The 17,625-nt window shown below is 43.6% G+C and carries 13 protein-coding genes and 1 riboswitch; of the genes, 5 read left to right on the forward strand and 8 right to left on the reverse strand.

The features are described from left to right. The first annotated feature begins 86 nt into the window (after window positions 1–86). Complete coding sequence (locus ACLD5M_RS01030; protein WP_410314372.1) at window positions 87–992, forward strand: hypothetical protein; 906 nt, start codon at window positions 87–89, stop codon at window positions 990–992. A 54-nt stretch (window positions 993–1,046) separates the two neighbouring features. Here ACLD5M_RS01030 and ACLD5M_RS01035 read toward each other — a convergent pair whose 3' ends face one another. The 7 genes from ACLD5M_RS01035 to ACLD5M_RS01065 form a co-directional block, all read right to left on the reverse strand. Further along, window positions 1,047–2,468 carry a chloride channel protein gene (locus ACLD5M_RS01035; protein WP_410314373.1) on the reverse strand — a complete coding sequence of 474 codons (1,422 nt, stop codon included), beginning with the start codon at window positions 2,466–2,468 and terminating at the stop codon, window positions 1,047–1,049. Window positions 2,469–2,610: 142 nt separating this feature from the next. Continuing rightward, on the reverse strand, window positions 2,611–3,960 hold the full coding sequence (gene tig, locus ACLD5M_RS01040) for a trigger factor (protein ID WP_410314374.1): 1,350 nt from the start codon (window positions 3,958–3,960) through the stop codon (window positions 2,611–2,613). 51 nt (window positions 3,961–4,011) lie between these two features. Then, window positions 4,012–5,349 carry an HRDC domain-containing protein gene (locus ACLD5M_RS01045; protein ID WP_410314375.1) on the reverse strand — a complete coding sequence of 446 codons (1,338 nt, stop codon included), beginning with the start codon at window positions 5,347–5,349 and terminating at the stop codon, window positions 4,012–4,014. A gap of 193 nt (window positions 5,350–5,542) precedes the next feature. Then, window positions 5,543–5,914 carry a hypothetical protein gene (locus ACLD5M_RS01050; protein WP_119521236.1) on the reverse strand — a complete coding sequence of 124 codons (372 nt, stop codon included), beginning with the start codon at window positions 5,912–5,914 and terminating at the stop codon, window positions 5,543–5,545. A 107-nt stretch (window positions 5,915–6,021) separates the two neighbouring features. Continuing rightward, window positions 6,022–6,903, reverse strand: a complete 882-nt coding sequence (gene pflA / locus ACLD5M_RS01055) for a pyruvate formate-lyase-activating protein (RefSeq protein WP_016637030.1) — start codon at window positions 6,901–6,903, stop codon at window positions 6,022–6,024. A 161-nt stretch (window positions 6,904–7,064) separates the two neighbouring features. Further along, a complete protein-coding gene (pflB, locus tag ACLD5M_RS01060; RefSeq protein WP_004137380.1) occupies window positions 7,065–9,440 on the reverse strand; it encodes a formate C-acetyltransferase in 2,376 nt (791 codons plus the stop codon). A 117-nt stretch (window positions 9,441–9,557) separates the two neighbouring features. Further along, window positions 9,558–11,255, reverse strand: coding sequence for an NAD+ synthase (locus ACLD5M_RS01065; RefSeq protein WP_410314376.1), 1,698 nt, complete (start codon window positions 11,253–11,255; stop codon window positions 9,558–9,560). Between the two features lie 259 nt (window positions 11,256–11,514). Between ACLD5M_RS01065 and ACLD5M_RS01070 the strand changes: the two genes are divergently transcribed. From ACLD5M_RS01070 to thiC, 4 genes are all read left to right on the forward strand, one after another. Then, window positions 11,515–12,348, forward strand: a complete 834-nt coding sequence (locus tag ACLD5M_RS01070) for a MetQ/NlpA family ABC transporter substrate-binding protein (RefSeq protein WP_410313431.1) — start codon at window positions 11,515–11,517, stop codon at window positions 12,346–12,348. Between the two features lie 155 nt (window positions 12,349–12,503). Further along, window positions 12,504–13,304 carry a methionine ABC transporter ATP-binding protein gene (locus tag ACLD5M_RS01075; RefSeq protein WP_410296122.1) on the forward strand — a complete coding sequence of 267 codons (801 nt, stop codon included), beginning with the start codon at window positions 12,504–12,506 and terminating at the stop codon, window positions 13,302–13,304. A gap of 1 nt (window position 13,305) precedes the next feature. Then, window positions 13,306–13,986 carry a methionine ABC transporter permease gene (locus ACLD5M_RS01080; protein ID WP_375169441.1) on the forward strand — a complete coding sequence of 227 codons (681 nt, stop codon included), beginning with the start codon at window positions 13,306–13,308 and terminating at the stop codon, window positions 13,984–13,986. 117 nt (window positions 13,987–14,103) lie between these two features. Further along, window positions 14,104–14,207, forward strand: a riboswitch (TPP riboswitch). Then, window positions 14,205–16,862 carry a phosphomethylpyrimidine synthase ThiC gene (gene thiC, locus ACLD5M_RS01085; protein WP_410314377.1) on the forward strand — a complete coding sequence of 886 codons (2,658 nt, stop codon included), beginning with the start codon at window positions 14,205–14,207 and terminating at the stop codon, window positions 16,860–16,862. Its footprint overlaps the riboswitch before it by 3 nt. Before the next feature lie 223 nt (window positions 16,863–17,085). Here the strand turns inward: thiC and ACLD5M_RS01090 are convergent, their stop codons facing one another. Then, on the reverse strand, window positions 17,086–17,622 hold the full coding sequence (locus ACLD5M_RS01090; RefSeq protein ID WP_102694689.1) for a peptidylprolyl isomerase: 537 nt from the start codon (window positions 17,620–17,622) through the stop codon (window positions 17,086–17,088). Window positions 17,623–17,625 lie beyond the last annotated feature (3 nt).

Consider the following 17,625-nt stretch of genomic DNA (forward strand, 5'->3'; position numbering starts at 1 on the left):
AGATAATTATTCAACTATTATACAGATTGATATAAAATGTTTAGTATATTTTTTATTAATGCAAATTCGCTCAAAGAGGAGAAGTCATGGATTCTAACAACTTACCAAGCAACAATTACCCTCCGAATGCAGAAGCAAATAATGACAATCAGAGCAACGATTACCAAAATAATTGGAATCCAACAGACACTTACCCAAATAATGCTAATCAAACGGACAGCTATCAAAACAACGAATATCAGAACAACACTTATCAAAACGACGGCTACCAAAATAACGGCTACCAAAATGGGTATCAGAACAATTCATACGTGAACAATGATTACCAAAATAATTGGAATCAAGAAAACACTTACCAAAACAACAACTATCAAAATAACGAATACCAAAATAACGACTACCAAAGCAACGGCTATCAAAATGATTGGTATCAAAACGACTATCAAAACGGATACCAAAACAGCTACCAAAACGGGTACGCAAATAGTTATATAAATAACGATAAATTATTAAAAACGTATAAAGATTTCCAGCAGCGAGCAATAAGCTTCGTAAATACGACACTAGCAGATGAGCATAAGAAAAGAATTGCTGTCATTGTTGCTGTTGTACTAGCAGTAATAGTTTTCGGCAGCTTAATTACGGGCACTTTTGGCAAACATTACAATTGTTCTGCAGAAAAAAGCGTCAATATTGAAGAATACGCAAATTGCCATCCATCAGACTTTGAAGAAAGAGGCGATGATGACGTATCCGCAACGTTTGACGCTAAGGGAGATAACCTCAATATAACTGTTAAATTCACAGATCGCGTACCTGACGATGCAATTCCAAAGGCCACTGCTACTTTTTCCGACAGACTCTTCCTTTCAAATCTGTTCCCAGTACTTGAAGAAGCTAAAAATAAGGTCAGCTCTCCAATACACTTGTATTACACTATTTTAAATGACGACGGCAGTGTTATTTATAAAGATGACTTCATCGATAACTAAACAATATTACAATATGCGCTTTTGCTACTAATTGAATTAGCAAAGGCGCATATTTTATTTGCGTCTAAAAATTCTTGGCAGCAGCGTTACACTTCGTGCAGCAGCGCAGGAAACAATCATCGGAACGATCATAATAAGCGGAACATTCACTAGTTGCGCCACAAGTAAAAGCGCAAACCATAATGATTTTCGGCTTGCAGCCAATAGACTTGCTGCGCCAAAAATAGCAGACAATATCAATACATTAGGCTGGTTTATAAGAACGCTTCCAATAGGAAGTTTCATACTTACAGCGCACACAACAAGCCCAATGCAAGCACCCGATGAAATACTAGGCTGCAGCACGCCGCCGGAAGCACCGTAGCGCAAAACAAGCAAAGTAGCAAGCATTTTAATCATTGCAAGAATCAGCAAAACAATCGTAATATTCGCACTAGCTGCCACATGCGGAAAGCTTGATACAGAAAAAGCAAGCTGAGCAAGCGACCTACCATTGCCCATAATATGCGGAAAACGGCAAGCTATAACACCAATAAGTAATCCGGCTATTGGCATAAAACACAGCATTTTTACGCCGCGCAAAGCATGAGTGCGACACCAAATAATACCAAAACGAAAAACACAACCAAATAAGCCACACACTACGCCAACAGCAACAGCTAAAACAAAAATTTGCCAAGAAATCGTGCAAGAAAATTGCGAAATATTGTAGTATTTGGAATGATGCAGTAAAAATTCTGCAACAAACGTGGCAACATAGTTCATAACAAGAGCAAAAGGCAAGCAATACATGCGCTCCGATTGCGCAATATTTTTAACTACATTAACCGCTACAGGACCATTTTCGCGATTTAACCACGCGTAAAAACCAAGACCTTGAGTTTTACTAAGCAAACCTAATGCAAGCACAGTGCCAGCTAAAGGCGCGTGATACACTGCCGCCAATCCAGCTCCCGCAGCAGAAGCAATAAGTACGCGCTGAGTTTTGTGAGACACATGAAAAATGCGGCTGTAACGCTGAGCAATCATTGCAGCCAATTCTCGCGGAGCTACTTCCCTGCCTATTGAAATTCCAGAACCAACAATTCCGATTTGCAGCAAAACATGTGCAATAGTAGAAAAAATTGGCATAATGCTTCCGAAAACAGCTTGCGGAATAGTGACGATTCGAGGAGGATTCTCTCTTTTGCGCAAAAAATACCAAGCTATGCCGGCAATAGTCATTGAAATGGTTGTAGATAGCACGTAGCGATACCAAGGAAGCGCTGAAAATACAGTGTTTTCAGCAGATTCAATTGAGCCAAAAGCAAGGTATTGTACTGCGTAAAGAATAAGCGTAAGAACTGTTGCACCTAAGCCGGCAAGAATGCCTAGAACAACAGAAGCTGCTGCAAATCGCGCTACTCGAATTGCGAGATTAAGTAAACTGCCAAATCTTGAGCAAGATTCAGACTTAGTTTCAGAACTACTATCCATAACTTCCCGCAATTCTTACGTAAATTAGACCTTTGATTAGTTAGTTAAGCTATAAATAAGACCCGGCAGAAAAATAATTCCGCCAGGTCTTAGTTAAAGCATTTACAAAGCAGCTTAGAATTTAGTTAATTCTACCCTACTTCTACTTAGAAAGCTCGTCAGCAACAGCAGCAGCCTTAGTTGCTGCTTCTACGCTTTCGTTTTCTTCATCTTCTTCAGACAAGAATGCGCTCAAATCAAGAGCCTCGCCTTCAGAAACAAACTTTACAGCACGCATACCAGCAAGTAAGCCCTTAGAACGAGCAACTTCCTGAATAGCGGAACCAAGCTGACCGTTGTTCACGATTGCATTGATGAACTGGTTTGGATCCATGCCGTACTGCTGAGCAACAGAAATCAAGAAGTTAGTGACATCTGCCTGAGAAACGGATACATCCATCTGCTCAGCCAAAGCATCGAGAACCATCTGGTCGCGAATTTCCTTTTCTGCAGCCTTCTGAGCTTCATCCTTCTGCTTCTTAGTAGCCTTTTCAGGATCTGGGGTCATGCCCTTCAAATGCTCAGCAACAGCCTTGTCCAAAACACCCTTTGGCACAGGAATTTCAACTTCTTCCTGAAGCTTAACAAGGAATGCGTCACGAGCGTTGGTGGCCTGACGACCTTCAGCAGCCTGTTCGCAAGACTTGCGAATTTCTGCCTTCAATTCCTTCAAAGTGTCAAACTCGGAAGCTTCCTGAGCGAAGTCATCATCAAGCTTTGGCAATTCCTGAGTCTTTACGGAATTAACCTTAACCTTAATCTGAGCCTTTTCGCCCTTATGCTTACCGGACTCAAGCTTGCCTTCAAAAGTGGTTTCTTCACCGGCAGAAAGGCTATCCAAAGCCTCATCCAAGCCGTCAAGCAAAACGCCGGAACCGATTTCGTAGCTAACGCCTTCCTGAGCGTCAACAACTTCATCGTTAATGCGAGCTTCCAAATCAATATTGGTGTAATCACCCTTAGTAGCTGGACGGTCAACGCCAACCAAAGTTGCGAAACGCTGACGAAGAGCTTCCAAACGAGCCTTAACATCCTTGTCGGAAACCTTTGGCTTCTCAACTTCAATCTCAACGCCCTTGAACTTGTTCAGCTTGAACTCTGGACGACGCTCAACGGTCGCAACAAACTTAAGAGTTGCATCAGCTTCAGTAGACGTTGGAACTTCCTGAACGTCAAACTCTGGCTGATCCATTGGGTGAATCTTCTTTTCTTCCAAAGCATTGGAATAAAGCTCTGGTACAGCGGAATTAACGGCTTCACCAGCAACGGCTGCAAAACCGACACGCTGATCTACAATCTTGCCCGGTACATGACCCTTACGGAAACCTGGCACGTTAATTTGCTTTGCAATCTCCTTACGAGCCTCATCCAAGAATGGCTTGAAGTCTTCGAGATCTGCGGTGATAGTGAGCTTAACCTTAGTTGGCTCAAGATTCCTGACGCTGATTTTCACGCTTGCGCTCCTGAAATTACGTTTTCTACCTTCTGCCGTATGGCACAACCGTTACATGATAGCGCGAGTTACGGACTCAGCAATAAGTGCAACTTGCCATGGCCTAGCGCCTTGTTCCAAAAAGAAGGAATAAACGTCAACATCCGTAATATTTTCGCACCAACATAAGTTACGAATAATTTGCGGTTTAATAATGACTTCTACTGGAGTATGCGTGTCTTGCGAAATACTTGTAAGAACTGCTCGAATTCGTTGCAAACGCTCATATCTAGCAGGATGATGCTCTTTCCAATAGCGCATTGAGCGAGGAGCAGATTGCGCGTCTTGAGACTGCTGCAAACTTTTAGAATCTTTAAAATCGTCAGAATCATTATGCGCAATTTCCGAAAAATCATCCATGGCCGTTTCGCCAGATTTTGCACGATTAAGCGCTTTTTCAATAATATTCTTCCAAAGAGATGGCTTAATTTTGCGCTGAATTGGCGCGTAACGTTCAAACATTTTGTCTTGTTCGCTGCCTGTGTGAATGCGCACGCGCTCGTTTAGAGAACGAATAGAACGAAAATCGCGAGCATTACGCGGCTTACGCTTTCCGGCTTCAATAATTGCTGAGTCAGAAAGCAAAAGATTAGGCGCAATATCGTATTTTTGAGCTAAAGCATCACGCTCTTGCCACAAGTCTTTTGCAATTATTAAGCCAACACGATCGTGCATAAGAACATTTATATGCGAAATTTTAAGCCATGGACGAGGATGAGGCGCTTTCTTTTGCGCACCCTTTATAAGCAAGTGCTTAAATTCTTCTTTAGCCCAATCCAATTTTCCTTGCTTTTTAAGTTCGCCGCGCATCACTTCTTCTAGTTCGATTAACAACTCAACGTCTAAAGCCGCGTAATTTCGCCAATCTCTAGGAAGAGGGCGGTAAGACCAGTCCGCTGCAGAATGTTCTTTTGCGAGCGTCAATCCCAAATAATATTCGGTTACAGAACTTAAACCAAAACGCTTTCTGCCAAGTAATTTAGCCGCGATTTCCGTATCAAATAAGTCACGCGGGCGCAAACCAATGTCGAAAAATCCTGGCAAATCTTGCATAGAGTCGTGAATAATCCAAGGCGAATCCCCTATTGCCTCGTTAAACTCATGCCAATCAACACCGAGATTTTTAAGAGCCACAGGATCAAGCAAACCAATTCCTGCACCCTTGCGTTTAAATTGAATCAACCAATCTTCATGATTGTAGCGAAAACCGGAAGCTCGCTCAGCGTCCGCAGCCAAAGGGCCAGAGCCCGCTGCCAATAAACTGCAATATTCTTTATATGCTTCAAGCGTATCAATGACTTCTGGAACTCCTTCTCGCGGCTCTTTTAAAAGCTTTGGTTCCTCGTTCAAGTACGCCTCCCGACTGCATGCTTTACCCAAATTCTTACGTTTTTTGCAAAATATTCTGTACTTTTTGCAAAATATCCGTAAAAAATATTTAAGCCGTGTTGAAAGATTATGCATCTTTTAACACGGCTTCAACTTTCGCACACAACTACGACTATTCAAAAATAAATAATCAAATAAATAATCAATCAAATAATCAATCTGTTTTATTGTTTGCTATTTCGTCAGTTATGCGCTTAACAAGTTTAGTTTTAAGGAATCTAGTAAGAGTAAACGCAACCACCGAAACCAAAATCGTTGGGATAACGTAGAGGGTATGTAAACCTAAATCTCTTATTGGGAAAGTGGCAAGTTCTGTAGCAATGGTTATAGCAATAGATATTATTGGCACTTCAATAAGAAGTTTCTTATCGAAAGCCGCAACGATATTTGTCGGCAGCAAGATTATAGGCAAAACAATTAAAATAATAATTGCTGTGCCAAAGCCAAACTGATCGTTACACCGCACAAAAATAGCTAACGCTAATGTAAAAGCTAATGCAATCCAACAACCTATTCTGCGCTTCATTGCGTATCCTTTCTCTAAAAAAGGTTATTTGCATAATTATACAAAATCCTTTAAAAAAAAAAACAATACAATACGCAAAAATTGTCTAAAACGCATCGAGGTTCAGTCTAGTACACAACGAAACCGTGGTCTTTGAACTGGTTTACAACTCGCTCTTTAAGCGCCCTAGAAGGTCCTTTTTGATTCTCAAGAGGGTACGGAATCCTAAGCTCATGCCACTTTGGGCGGCCTAGCTGATGGAAGCCAAGCACGTCAATATGCTCAACAGCATCCCCAAACGAATCGCAAATCTCAGCAACTTTTTCAACGTTTTCTTCGCTGTCGGTCAAACCTGGAACTAGCACAAAACGCACCCAAATCTTCTTACCAGCCTTCGCCAATCGCTGACCAAAGTCAATAGTTGGCTGAAGCAAGCCGCCAGTTACTTTTTTATACGTTTCTTCAGTTCCGGATTTAACGTCAAGAAGGCAAAGATCAATGTCGTCAATCATTTCATCCGTATAATTGCGATTCAAAAAGCCCGAAGTATCTAAGCAAGTATGCACGCCCATTTCTTTTGCAGCACGAAAAACTCTAGATACAAAAGCTGGTTGCATCATGGACTCGCCGCCAGAAAAAGTGATTCCGCCGCCTGTTGCCTTAAAAAGACTTTGATAACGGTCAACTTTTTTAATCATCGCATCTAAGTAGACTGGCTTTCCGTCGCGCATTTTCCAAGTATCAGGATTCTGGCAATACTGGCAGCGAAGCGGGCAACCACTCATAAACACTGTCATACGAGTTCCCGGGCCATCAACAGAAGTGTTAATATCCCACGAATGCACAAACCCAATATCGCCTGTTTTAAGAGCAACAAGGCGATCTTTACGATCTAGCCCAATTGGAGATTCAAAGCCGGAAAGTCCACCCATTAAAGTTTGACGAGCATACTCTTTTGACTCTTTGAGCATATGCTGAGTAGTAGTACGAAACGCTGTATTTTCAACCACTTTTCTGCCCTCCAAACTTATTTAACTGTGTGTAACTATTGCAATGTGTAACTATTGCAATGTGTAACTGTTGCAACAGTAAACTTGCGTCTAACCGTTATGCAAATAAGTAAACCGGGAGCGAAGCTAAGCTCGCTCCCGGCGCTCATAGATTAGATGAGTCAGTCAGAGACTGATCCTTGATGGAACGTACGAGAAATAACGTCGAGCTGCTGTTCCTTAGTGAGCTTCACGAAGTTCACCGCGTAGCCAGAAACTCGCACCGTCAAATGCGGGTACTTTTCTGGATGTTCAACTGCGTCCTCGAGCTGTTCCTTACGCAACACGTTAATGTTTGCGTGGTACAGTCCGTGACCGTTGCCAGCATCCAGAATGCCGACCAAGTTATCAATCCTCTCACTTTCATCTCGACCTAAACCATCAGGAGTAATGGTATTGGTCAGTGAGATGCCATCGAGGGCATCGTCATAATCAATCTTACCAACAGAAAACATAGATGGAAGCATTCCGTGAGAATCCATTCCATTTTCTGGGTTTGCGCCTGGTGCGTACGGCGTGCCTTTTTTGTGTCCAGACGGGAAAGAACCGGTGTTTTTGCCGTATTCAACGTTAGAGGTAATTGTCAAAATTGATTGTGTCGGCACGGCGTTTCTATACACAGGCAAACGCTTCACCTGGCCCATAACTGTGCTTACAACCCACTTTGCCAAGTCGTCGGCGCGATCATCGTCGTTACCGTAGATTGGGAATTCACCAACCGTCTTGTAGCCGACCACCAAATCGTCGTCTGCGCCTTCGATGTACTCGTACTCGTGGCCTTCAGTATTCTTAGCATCCTTGTTGTAGATTGGGTAAACCTTTGCATACTTCAAGGCAGCCAAAGAATCCGCTGCAATAGACAAGCCGGACATACCGCAACCAAGCGTACGGTAGACTTCCCTATCGTGCAAAGCCATTTCAATGGACTCGTAAGCGTACTTATCGTGCATGTAGTGGATTATGTTCAAAGCCTCAATATAAGTCTCGGAAAGCCATTCCAAAGCCTTCTCGTAGTTGGCCTTAACTTTCTCATAGTCGAGAGTACCGTCGGCTTCTGGGCGAATTGGTTCAATAACGCCCTTGTCAATAACCTGCATGCCGGTCATTTCGTCGCGACCACCGTTAATAGCGTAAAGCAAAGCCTTAGCGGAGTTCACGCGTGCAGCGAAGAACTGCATTTGCTTACCAACACGCATTGGTGAAACGCAGCAAGCAATAGCAGCATCGTCACCCCAGTGCTCACGAATGTCTTTATCTGACTCGTACTGAATTGCAGAAGTGTCAATAGAGATTCGTGCGCAGAAACGCTTGTAGGCTTCTGGAAGCTTTGGATCCCAGAAAATAGTGATGTTTGGCTCAGGACCCGGTCCCAAATGCTCAAGAGTCAAAGTGTTGAGCAGACGGAACGAAGTCTTGGTCACGAAAGTGCGACCATCCTCGCTAAAGCCTGCATCGGACCAAGTTGCCCAGTAAGGATCTCCCGAGAAGATTGCGTCGTAATCCTTAGTACGCAAGAAGCGCACAATACGAAGCTTCATAACAAGAGCATCAATAATTTCCTGAGCGTCGGTTTCGTTAATTAAACCAGCCTTCAAATCGCGCTCAAAGTAGCAATCAAAGAATGCAGAAACGCGGCCGAAGCTCATTGCAGCGCCATCCTGGCTCTTAACAGAAGCAAGGTAGCCCATGTAAGTCCACTGAACAGCTTCCTTAGCAGTCTGTGCTGGACGAGTCAAATCCAAACCGTACTCGTTACCCAAGTTAATAAGCTGCTTCAAAGCCTTAATCTGCTCATCATGCTCTTCGCGGAAGCGAATCCAATGCTCAATCTCGGTCTCGGTAAAATCGTTGCGGTATGGAATCGAATCCTTGTCACGCTTCTTGAACTCAATAAGCATGTTCACACCGTACAAAGCAACGCGACGATAATCGCCAATAATACGACCACGGCCGTAAGCATCTGGCAAACCGGTTAAAATCTTGTTGTGGCGAGCAATCTTAATATTCTTGGTGTAAACACCAAACACGCCATCGTTATGCGTCTTGCGGTAAACGGTAAAAATCTTCTTAATTTGAGGATCTACTTCCTTACCAGCTTCCTTAATAGCCTGCTCAACCATACGCCAACCGCCGTTTGGCATCATAGCGCGCTTGCAAGGCTCATCAGTTTGAAGACCTACGATTACGTTATCTACTTCTGGGCTTTCAATATAACCTGCTGGCATGGCGTCAATACCTGCAGGAATATGAGTTTCAACATCGTATACGCGACGCTCACGCTCAACAGCCAAGTAGTTGTCGTCAAGATACTTCCACATGTGCTTCGTTTTTTCTGTGGCATTAGCCAAGAAGCTTTCGTCGCCTTCATATGGCGTATAGTTCTTCAAAATGAAGTCACGAACGTCAATATCTTTCTGCCAGTTGCCACTTTCAAAACCGTCCCAAGCTTTGGTGCGAAGATCCTCTTCGTTGAGAACGGAAGCATCAACCGATGTCATTTTTAAGCTCCTTTTGTAATGCAGCGCACCTTCACGCTGTCTTAATAACAATATTAAGGCATACGTAGAAAAGTGCGCGAGGAGTTTTGCAAGAAATCTAGTGAGATATGTCACATTTTATTCTCGAAAAGCGGTTGTAACAGGCATTCTTCGATCCCTACCAAAAGCAATAGCGCTTACTTTTGGACCCAACGGATACTGCCTGCGCTTCCACTCGGCGCGATCTACCAAACGCATAACCGTATCTACCGTATTAGAGTCAAAACCGTCGGCAAGCAAATCAGCCCTTCCGTGAGCATGCTCAATATGAGCTTGTAAGACACGGTCAAGAAGCTCATATTCAGGCAAAGAATCGGAATCTTTTTGCCCCGGACGAAGCTCCGCGCTAGGCGGTTTAACAATAGAGTTTACTGGAATCAATATGCCGTCTTTAGGAGCTTGCGTCTTTTTAGCATCCTCAAAACCAACAATTTTTAACATTCCAACGCCTACTCCGGCTTTAGCTGCACGATTGCGCCAGCGAGAAAGCGCCCAAACACGCGTTTTTAGCAAATCTTTAATAGGAGCATACCCTCCTACCGCATCTCCATAAATTGTTGAATATCCGCAAGCAAGCTCTGATTTATTACCAGTTGCGAGCGCCAACACTCCTAGAGAATTTGAGTAAGCCATTACGATTACTCCACGAACGCGAGCCTGCAAGTTTTCTGCAGAAACACCTTGCAAATCAAGCTGAGACTGAAAAGCCTTAAAAATAGGCTCAATCGGCTGCACATCGTAGTGAGCACCAATGCGATTTGCTAAATCGCACGCATCATCCTTAGAGCCGTCAGAAGAATACATGCTCGGCATGGAAATTCCGTGAACATTTTCGCCGCCACACGCGTCCGCAGCCATAGTTGCAACTAAAGCTGAATCAATACCGCCAGAAAGACCTAAGCACACGCCTTTAAAACCGTTTTTACGCATGTAGTCGCGAAGACCCAGAACGCAAGCGCTGTAAACTTCTTCGTCCGAATCCAGTTTTGGAGCAATACTAGAAGTTTTTTGAGAAGAAAGCGAAGTGTCAAAATCAATAAAAGACAAGTCTTCAGCAAACATTGGCGAGCGCTCAAGCAAAGTTCCGTCAACATCAACAACAAAACTTCCGCCGTCAAAAACTAAATCGTCTTGGCCACCAACCTGATTCACGTACACAACTGGAGCATGAACTTCCTCAGCACGCTTTTTAGCCAAATTCAAGCGCACATGAGTTTTACCTTCCTCGTAAGGAGAGCCGTTCATTGTTATAAGAGCATCAATACCAAGTTCTGCTAAGCGCGCAACAGGTCCGCCATCTTGCCAAATGTCTTCACAAATAGCAAAGCCAAGACGCATATTATTAATCTGCAAAATTTCGCACTTATTTCCGGAAGAGAAAATACGAAACTCGTCAAAAACGCCGTAATTTGGCAAAAAATGCTTATCGTACTGAAGCACTGATTCGCCTTTGTGAAGAACAAGTAGACGGTTACGAGGCTTTCCTGCAGATTCGTCGAAACCAACAGTGCCAACTACTACGTAAAGCTCACCCAAGCCTTCTTCCGAAAGTTTTTTAGCAAGAGACTCTGCAGCTTTTTGCGCGACCGCACGGAAAGTTCCTCTTAAAGCAAGATCTTCAATCGGATATCCGGTTAATGTCATTTCTGGAAACACAACCATATTCGCACCATTATTTGCGGCGCAAGTTGCGTATTTCACCACTTTTTCAACATTGCTATCAATATTTCCAACGCAGGTATCTATCTGCGCTAATGCCAATCGCAAAAAACTCATATTTACTAGTTTAATAGCATGCGTTACGCAATTAAGCGACGTGTTGAAAAACTTATTTTTCCCCAGCCATGCCGTAAGCATGCGGATTAGTAACACGTCATAAATATTACTAATAAGCAAATTGTAGAATTCTTGATTTTTCTGGCCTATATTGAGAACTCGTTACTCGCGAAGGGGAGAAACGTAAAAACAAAATAAAAAAAAAAACAAACAACAAACACAACAAACAAACAGGTAAACAAACCAAGGAGAAGAAAATATGCGCAGGATTAAAGTTATTGCATCACTCACAGCACTCGCAGCACTCGCAACTTTTGCTTTAAGCGGATGCGGAAGCACTAAAGGCGCAAACGGCGATGATAAGACAATTACCATAGCAGCAACGCCAACCCCACATGCGGAAATTCTTAACAATGTTGTGAAACCAGTTTTGAAAAAAGAAGGTTACAAGCTTGTTGTTAAGGAATTCACCGACTACGTTCAGCCAAATGCTGCAACCGAAGAAGGTGAAGTTGACGCAAACTACTACCAGCATCTTCCATACTTGGACAACTACAATAAGGAAAAGGGCTCGCACCTGATTTCAATTGCAGGAATCCATTTTGAGCCATTTGGACTTTACCCGGGAAAGACAAAAACCATTAAGGATTTGGCTAACGGCGCTACTATTGCAGTTCCAAACGATCCTTCTAATGAAGCTCGCGCACTTCTGCTTCTTCAGGATGCCGGCTTGATTAAGTTGAAGAATCCAAAGGATGTAAAATCAACAGTTAACGACATTACGAGCAATCCTAAGAATTTGAAGTTCAAGGAGCTTGACCCGTCTGCAGTTCCAACAGCTATTAAGGATGTTGATCTTGCTGCAATGAACGGAAACTACGCTATTCAGGCTGGTTTTAACCCAACTAAGGATCCTCTTACTTCCGAAAAAGTTGGTGGCATTGCCGCTAAAACTTACGAAAACATTATTGTTGTAAAGAAGGGTTCAGAAAAGCTGGCTAAGATTAAAGCCTTGATTAAAGCTTTGAAAACAAGTGCAGTTCGCGATTATATTAATAAGAACTATAAGGGCGCTGTGCTTCCAGTTTTCTAAAGAATAAAAAGTAGCCACATACTGCCACAAGGCGTGTGCTTTGCGGCAGTATTTTTAGTATTTTTTAGTTTGTAATATACGTAGTGTAGATATTTTAGTTAAGTATTGAACTTACCTAAAGTATCCTAAGAATAATAAGCTGTTAGGGAATAAGCATGATTCAGATTGAACATCTTCATAAAAGCTACGGAAAAGGTAGCGAAGCGCATGAAGCATTGCACGATATTAATCTCACCATTGAATCTGGCGAAGTATTCGGAATACTTGGCTCTTCCGGTGCCGGTAAATCTTCATTAGTGCGCTGCATGAATCTGCTTGAGAGGCCAACTTCCGGAAAAGTTATAATTGACGGCAACGATATTAGCGAAGTAAAAGATAAAGAGCTTGCTAAAGTTCGCGCGAATATTGGAATGATTTTCCAAAACTTTAGTCTTTTCCAGCAGCGAACAGTATTGCGAAACGTAACTTTTCCGCTTGAACTAAATCACACTCCAAAAAAAGAACGTGAAGAGCGCGCACACTATTTGCTCGACTTGGTTGGATTGCAGGATTTTGCTAACCGCTACCCTAGCCAGCTTTCCGGCGGACAGCAGCAGCGCGTAGCAATCGCTCGAGCCTTGGCAAATAATCCTTCGATTATGCTTTGCGACGAAGCTACAAGCGCACTCGACTCCACTACAACAGCTCAAATACTTGACTTATTGCGCCGAATTAACCGCGAGCTTAACGTGACGCTCGTTATTATTACGCACTCTTTGGCAGTTGCTAGAAATATTTGCGACCGTGTGGCAATGATTGACGGCGGAAATATTGTGGAATTAGGAGATACTGCAGAGCTTTTCGCAAATCCACAAAGCGATATTTTGCGCACGCTTATTGCAGACGACAAAGTAGAAAATCATAGAAATAAGAAGAGTTTTACCGAAAACTACACACTTGCAGGCGAGGTGAAGTAAAATGCTAGAAACTGCTACACAATTTATTGATAACTATGGCGATTTACTAATTGAAGGCGTGCAAGATACTTTAGTAATGACTTCTGTTGCAACACTTTTAGCTTATGCAATTGGCCTTCCAATTGGTGTGCTGCTTATTATTTCGAGCAAAAAGGGCATTTGCCCAAACGCAACTTTAAGCGCTGTTATTGGCTGGATTGTTAATATTGTGCGCTCAGTGCCGTTTATTATTCTTCTTGTTGCTTTAATTCCGTTCACTCGCCTACTTGTTGGCACATCTCTTGGAGTTCCAGGAGCTATTGTGCCGCTTGTTATTACAGCAGCTCCGTTTGTGGCGCGAATTGTTGAACAGTCTTTGGCAGAAGTTGACGGAAGCTTAATTGAAGCTGCACAAAGCTTTGGAGCAAGCAAACTTCAAATTGTGTGCAAAGTGCTGCTTTGGGAAGCTTTGCCTTCGCTTATTCGCGGCGCTGCTCTTACATTCATTACGCTTTTTGGTTTTAGTGCAATGGCTGGAACAGTTGGAGCTGGCGGACTTGGAGATATTGCAATACGTTACGGCTACCAGCGCTACCAGTACGATGTTATGACGGTTGCCGTGGTGCTCTGCATTATTCTTGTTCAGATTGTGCAAAGCTTGGGAGATTTTATTTCACGCACTATAAATCACCACGAGCGCTAAAACTTACAAACTCTAACTTTACAACTAAGGCATGTTGTGAAAACTTTACAAGAACGAAGTCTTCGCAACATGCCTTTACTAAAAAGTGCATGTAATCGTGTAAAATGGCTGATAATTCGACATTTGCAGGGGTGCTTTCTTTTAGAAGGCTGAGATAGGCAAAGCCTAACCCTTCGAACCTGTTTAGTTAATACAACGTAGGGAGCAACGATTTTAGTATGACCTCGAATTATCCATACGCATCAATGCGTGATCAGTTCAATCTCACCGCCTGCTTTATTGCAGACCCAAAAGCTTGTAATAATCGTCCGCTTACCGATATTGTTGATGATGCTTTGCGCGCAGGAGCAACGTTGATTCGTTTGCACGCAAACGATGAGAGCGCAAAAGAAATCACAACTATTGCTCGAGATATTGCGCAAATTATTGAAGACAATAACAAGTGTGATTCAGTAACTTTTGTTATTGACGAGCGAGTTGATGTTGCTTGGCAGGCTAGAAATCAAAGCATTAAAGTTGACGGCGTTCACTTAGCTCAAAGCGACATGGAACCTAGAGAAGCGCGCGCTTTGCTTGGTGAGGATGCTGTTATTGGTTTAACAGTTGAAACAGAAAGCTTAGTTAAGGTTATTAACGAGCTTCCAGACGGTTGCATTGACTACATTTGCGTAACAGCAATGCGAAACCCAGAAGAGGGGCAAGAAAACTCTACTGCCTCTTACGAATTGGAAGCAAATCACACAACGTTGGACGAAGCAAAAATCAATACGATTTGCTCCGCAAGCGACTTCCCTGTTCTTGTTGGCGGAAAAACTCAGCTTGAAGACGTATCTATGATTGCTCGCACAAAAGCTGCAGGCTTCTTCGTTACAGAACCGATTTATGCTTCACAAACTCCAGAATCAACAATGCATGATTTTGTTGAAAGCTGGAAGTCGGTTCGCCAAGAAAGCAAGCACGGCTACGCTAAGCGCGTAATTTCTGCAGAAAATAAGGAAAAAAAGTCTGCAGAAAAAGAAGAAAAGAAACCAACTTTTATTAACGCTAAAGAAGCAAAAGAAGCAGCAAAGTTAGCTAAGCAGCAGCGCGTAGATATTGCATCACGCGGATGCACTCAGAGAGACAAGGCTCATATTCGCAAAACTACTCCAGTTCATTTTGAATACGAGTACGGTTCTTACGATTTGGAAGTTCCATACACTGAGATTAAGCTTTCGGACACTCCTGGCGTTGGCCCTAACCCGCCTTTTAAGGACTACAATACTGAAGGTCCAAAGTGCGATCCTAAGGAAGGCTTGGCTCCGCTTCGCCTTGACTGGATTCGCGACCGTGGTGACGTTGTGGAATATGAGGGTCGCAGGCGTAATCTTCAAGACGACGGAAAGCGCGCAATTAAACGCGGTAAGGCTTCTAAAGAATGGCGTGGTCGCACTCATAAGCCAATGAAGGGCGCGGATCATCCGATTACGCAAATGTGGTACGCTCGCCACGGAATTGTAACCCCAGAAATGCAGTATGTTGCTACGCGCGAAAATTGCGACGTAGAGCTTGTTCGCTCCGAACTTGCAGCAGGACGCGCTGTAATTCCTTGCAATATTAACCACCCTGAGGCAGAGCCTATGATTATTGGCTCACGCTTCTTAACTAAGCTCAACGCAAACATGGGCAATTCTGCCGTAACTTCTTCTATTGACGAAGAAGTTGAAAAGCTTACGTGGGCAACGAAGTGGGGTGCGGATACCGTTATGGATCTTTCCACCGGTAACGATATTCACACGACGCGCGAATGGATTTTGCGCAACTCCCCTGTGCCGATCGGCACTGTGCCAATGTACCAGGCTTTGGAAAAGGTTGAGGATGACGCTTCTAAGCTAAGCTGGGAGCTTTTCCGCGACACTGTTATTGAGCAGTGCGAGCAGGGCGTTGACTACATGACTATTCACGCTGGCGTGCTTCTTCGCTACGTGCCGCTTACTGCAAACCGCGTAACCGGCATTGTTTCTCGAGGCGGCTCGATTATGGCTGAATGGTGCTTGCAGCATCATCAGGAAAGCTTCTTGTACACGCACTTTGAAGAATTGTGTGAGATTTTTGCAAAGTACGATGTTGCATTCTCTTTGGGTGACGGCTTGCGCCCAGGTAGCTTGGCTGATGCAAACGATGCTGCTCAGCTTTCCGAACTTATGACACTTGGCGAGCTTACTAAGATTGCTTGGCAGCATGATGTGCAAGTTATGATTGAAGGCCCTGGCCACGTGCCATTCGACACTGTGCGCATGAATATTGAAATGGAGAAGGCGATTTGCCAGAATGCTCCATTCTATACGCTTGGTCCTTTGACTACCGACACTGCCCCAGGATACGATCACATTACTTCCGCAATTGGCGGCGTAGAAATTGCGCGCTACGGCACGGCAATGCTTTGCTACGTAACCCCTAAGGAACATTTGGGATTGCCTAACAAAGACGACGTGAAGCAGGGCGTAATTGCGTACAAGATTGCTTGCCATGCGGCTGATCTTGCTAAGCATCATCCACATGCTATGGATCGCGACAACGCTATTAGTAAGGCTCGTTTTGAGTTCCGCTGGTTGGATCAGTTCAACTTAAGCTACGATCCAGATACCGCAATCGCCTTCCACGACGATACGCTTCCTGCAGAACCAGCAAAAATGGCGCATTTCTGCTCGATGTGCGGACCAAAGTTCTGCTCGATGGCTATTTCGCAAAATATTCGTAAGCGCTTTGGTGGAGCTGCACAGCAGGAGCAGCTTGTTGAAGAAGCTCGAAACCAGGCTATTGCTGACGGCATGAAAGAGATGAGCAAGAAGTTCCAGGAATCTGGGTCTTCGCTTTACCAAAGTGTTAAAGAATAAGCGATAATAAGCGCGAACTTAAGCGCTGTAGGCAAGCTTATGTGAGCTTACAGCGCACGAATTACTTTTTAAAGTAATGAATAAAATACTTACAATGGATAATGCATAACAGAAGAAGGTTGAACAACCGAAGCGAGTTTTATAGCTAGGTTTTGCAAGGAATCTTGCAGGGCTTAACTATAAAGCTCGCTTTTTTATTGCTGATTTATTTACAGCTTAAACTTCACAAAACTTCAATAGAAATAATGCCAACAGGCTCAAGAGGAGCATCAGAGCGATCTGTTGCAACCGACTCGAGCTTATCTACAACAGCCTTGGATTCATCGTCAGCGACTTCGCCGAAAATTGTATGATGACCGTCAAGCCATGGAGTTGGAACGGTTGTGATGAAGAACTGCGAGCCGTTAGTGCCATGCAAACGACCGTCACGACCGCGACGCTTTCCAGCATTTGCCATAGCGAGTAAATAAGGCTTGTTGAACTTCAAGGATGCGTCAATTTCATCGTCAAACTCGTAGCCAGGACCGCCAGTTCCGTTACCAAGTGGGCATCCACCCTGAATCATAAATTCCTTAATAATGCGGTGGAAAGTTAAACCATCGTAAAATGGCTCATGCGAAGGTTCTCCACTGAATGGGTCAAGCCACTCGCGCTCACCGGTAGCTAAGCCAACGAAATTTTTGACGGTTTCAGGCGCTTTGGTATCAAACAGGTTGATTTTAATATCGCCTTCAGAAGTATGCATAATAACTGTAGTCATGTG

The organism is Gardnerella sp. Marseille-Q9185 (genome assembly GCF_046508745.1).
Lineage (GTDB): Bacteria > Actinomycetota > Actinomycetes > Actinomycetales > Bifidobacteriaceae > Bifidobacterium > Bifidobacterium greenwoodii.

Excerpts from the sequence above, each read along its gene's own strand:
- ACLD5M_RS01030 (WP_410314372.1), top strand. The coding sequence starts at position 87 with ATGGATTCTAACAACTTACCAAGCAACAATTACCCTCCGAATGCAGAA.
- ACLD5M_RS01035 (WP_410314373.1), bottom strand. The coding sequence starts at position 2,468 with ATGGATAGTAGTTCTGAAACTAAGTCTGAATCTTGCTCAAGATTTGGC.
- ACLD5M_RS01050 (WP_119521236.1), bottom strand. The coding sequence starts at position 5,914 with ATGAAGCGCAGAATAGGTTGTTGGATTGCATTAGCTTTTACATTAGCG.
- pflB (WP_004137380.1), bottom strand. The coding sequence starts at position 9,440 with ATGACATCGGTTGATGCTTCCGTTCTCAACGAAGAGGATCTTCGCACC.
- ACLD5M_RS01065 (WP_410314376.1), bottom strand. The coding sequence starts at position 11,255 with ATGAGTTTTTTGCGATTGGCATTAGCGCAGATAGATACCTGCGTTGGA.
- ACLD5M_RS01070 (WP_410313431.1), top strand. The coding sequence starts at position 11,515 with ATGCGCAGGATTAAAGTTATTGCATCACTCACAGCACTCGCAGCACTC.
- ACLD5M_RS01075 (WP_410296122.1), top strand. The coding sequence starts at position 12,504 with ATGATTCAGATTGAACATCTTCATAAAAGCTACGGAAAAGGTAGCGAA.
- ACLD5M_RS01080 (WP_375169441.1), top strand. The coding sequence starts at position 13,306 with ATGCTAGAAACTGCTACACAATTTATTGATAACTATGGCGATTTACTA.
- thiC (WP_410314377.1), top strand. The coding sequence starts at position 14,205 with ATGACCTCGAATTATCCATACGCATCAATGCGTGATCAGTTCAATCTC.
- ACLD5M_RS01090 (WP_102694689.1), bottom strand. The coding sequence starts at position 17,622 with ATGACTACAGTTATTATGCATACTTCTGAAGGCGATATTAAAATCAAC.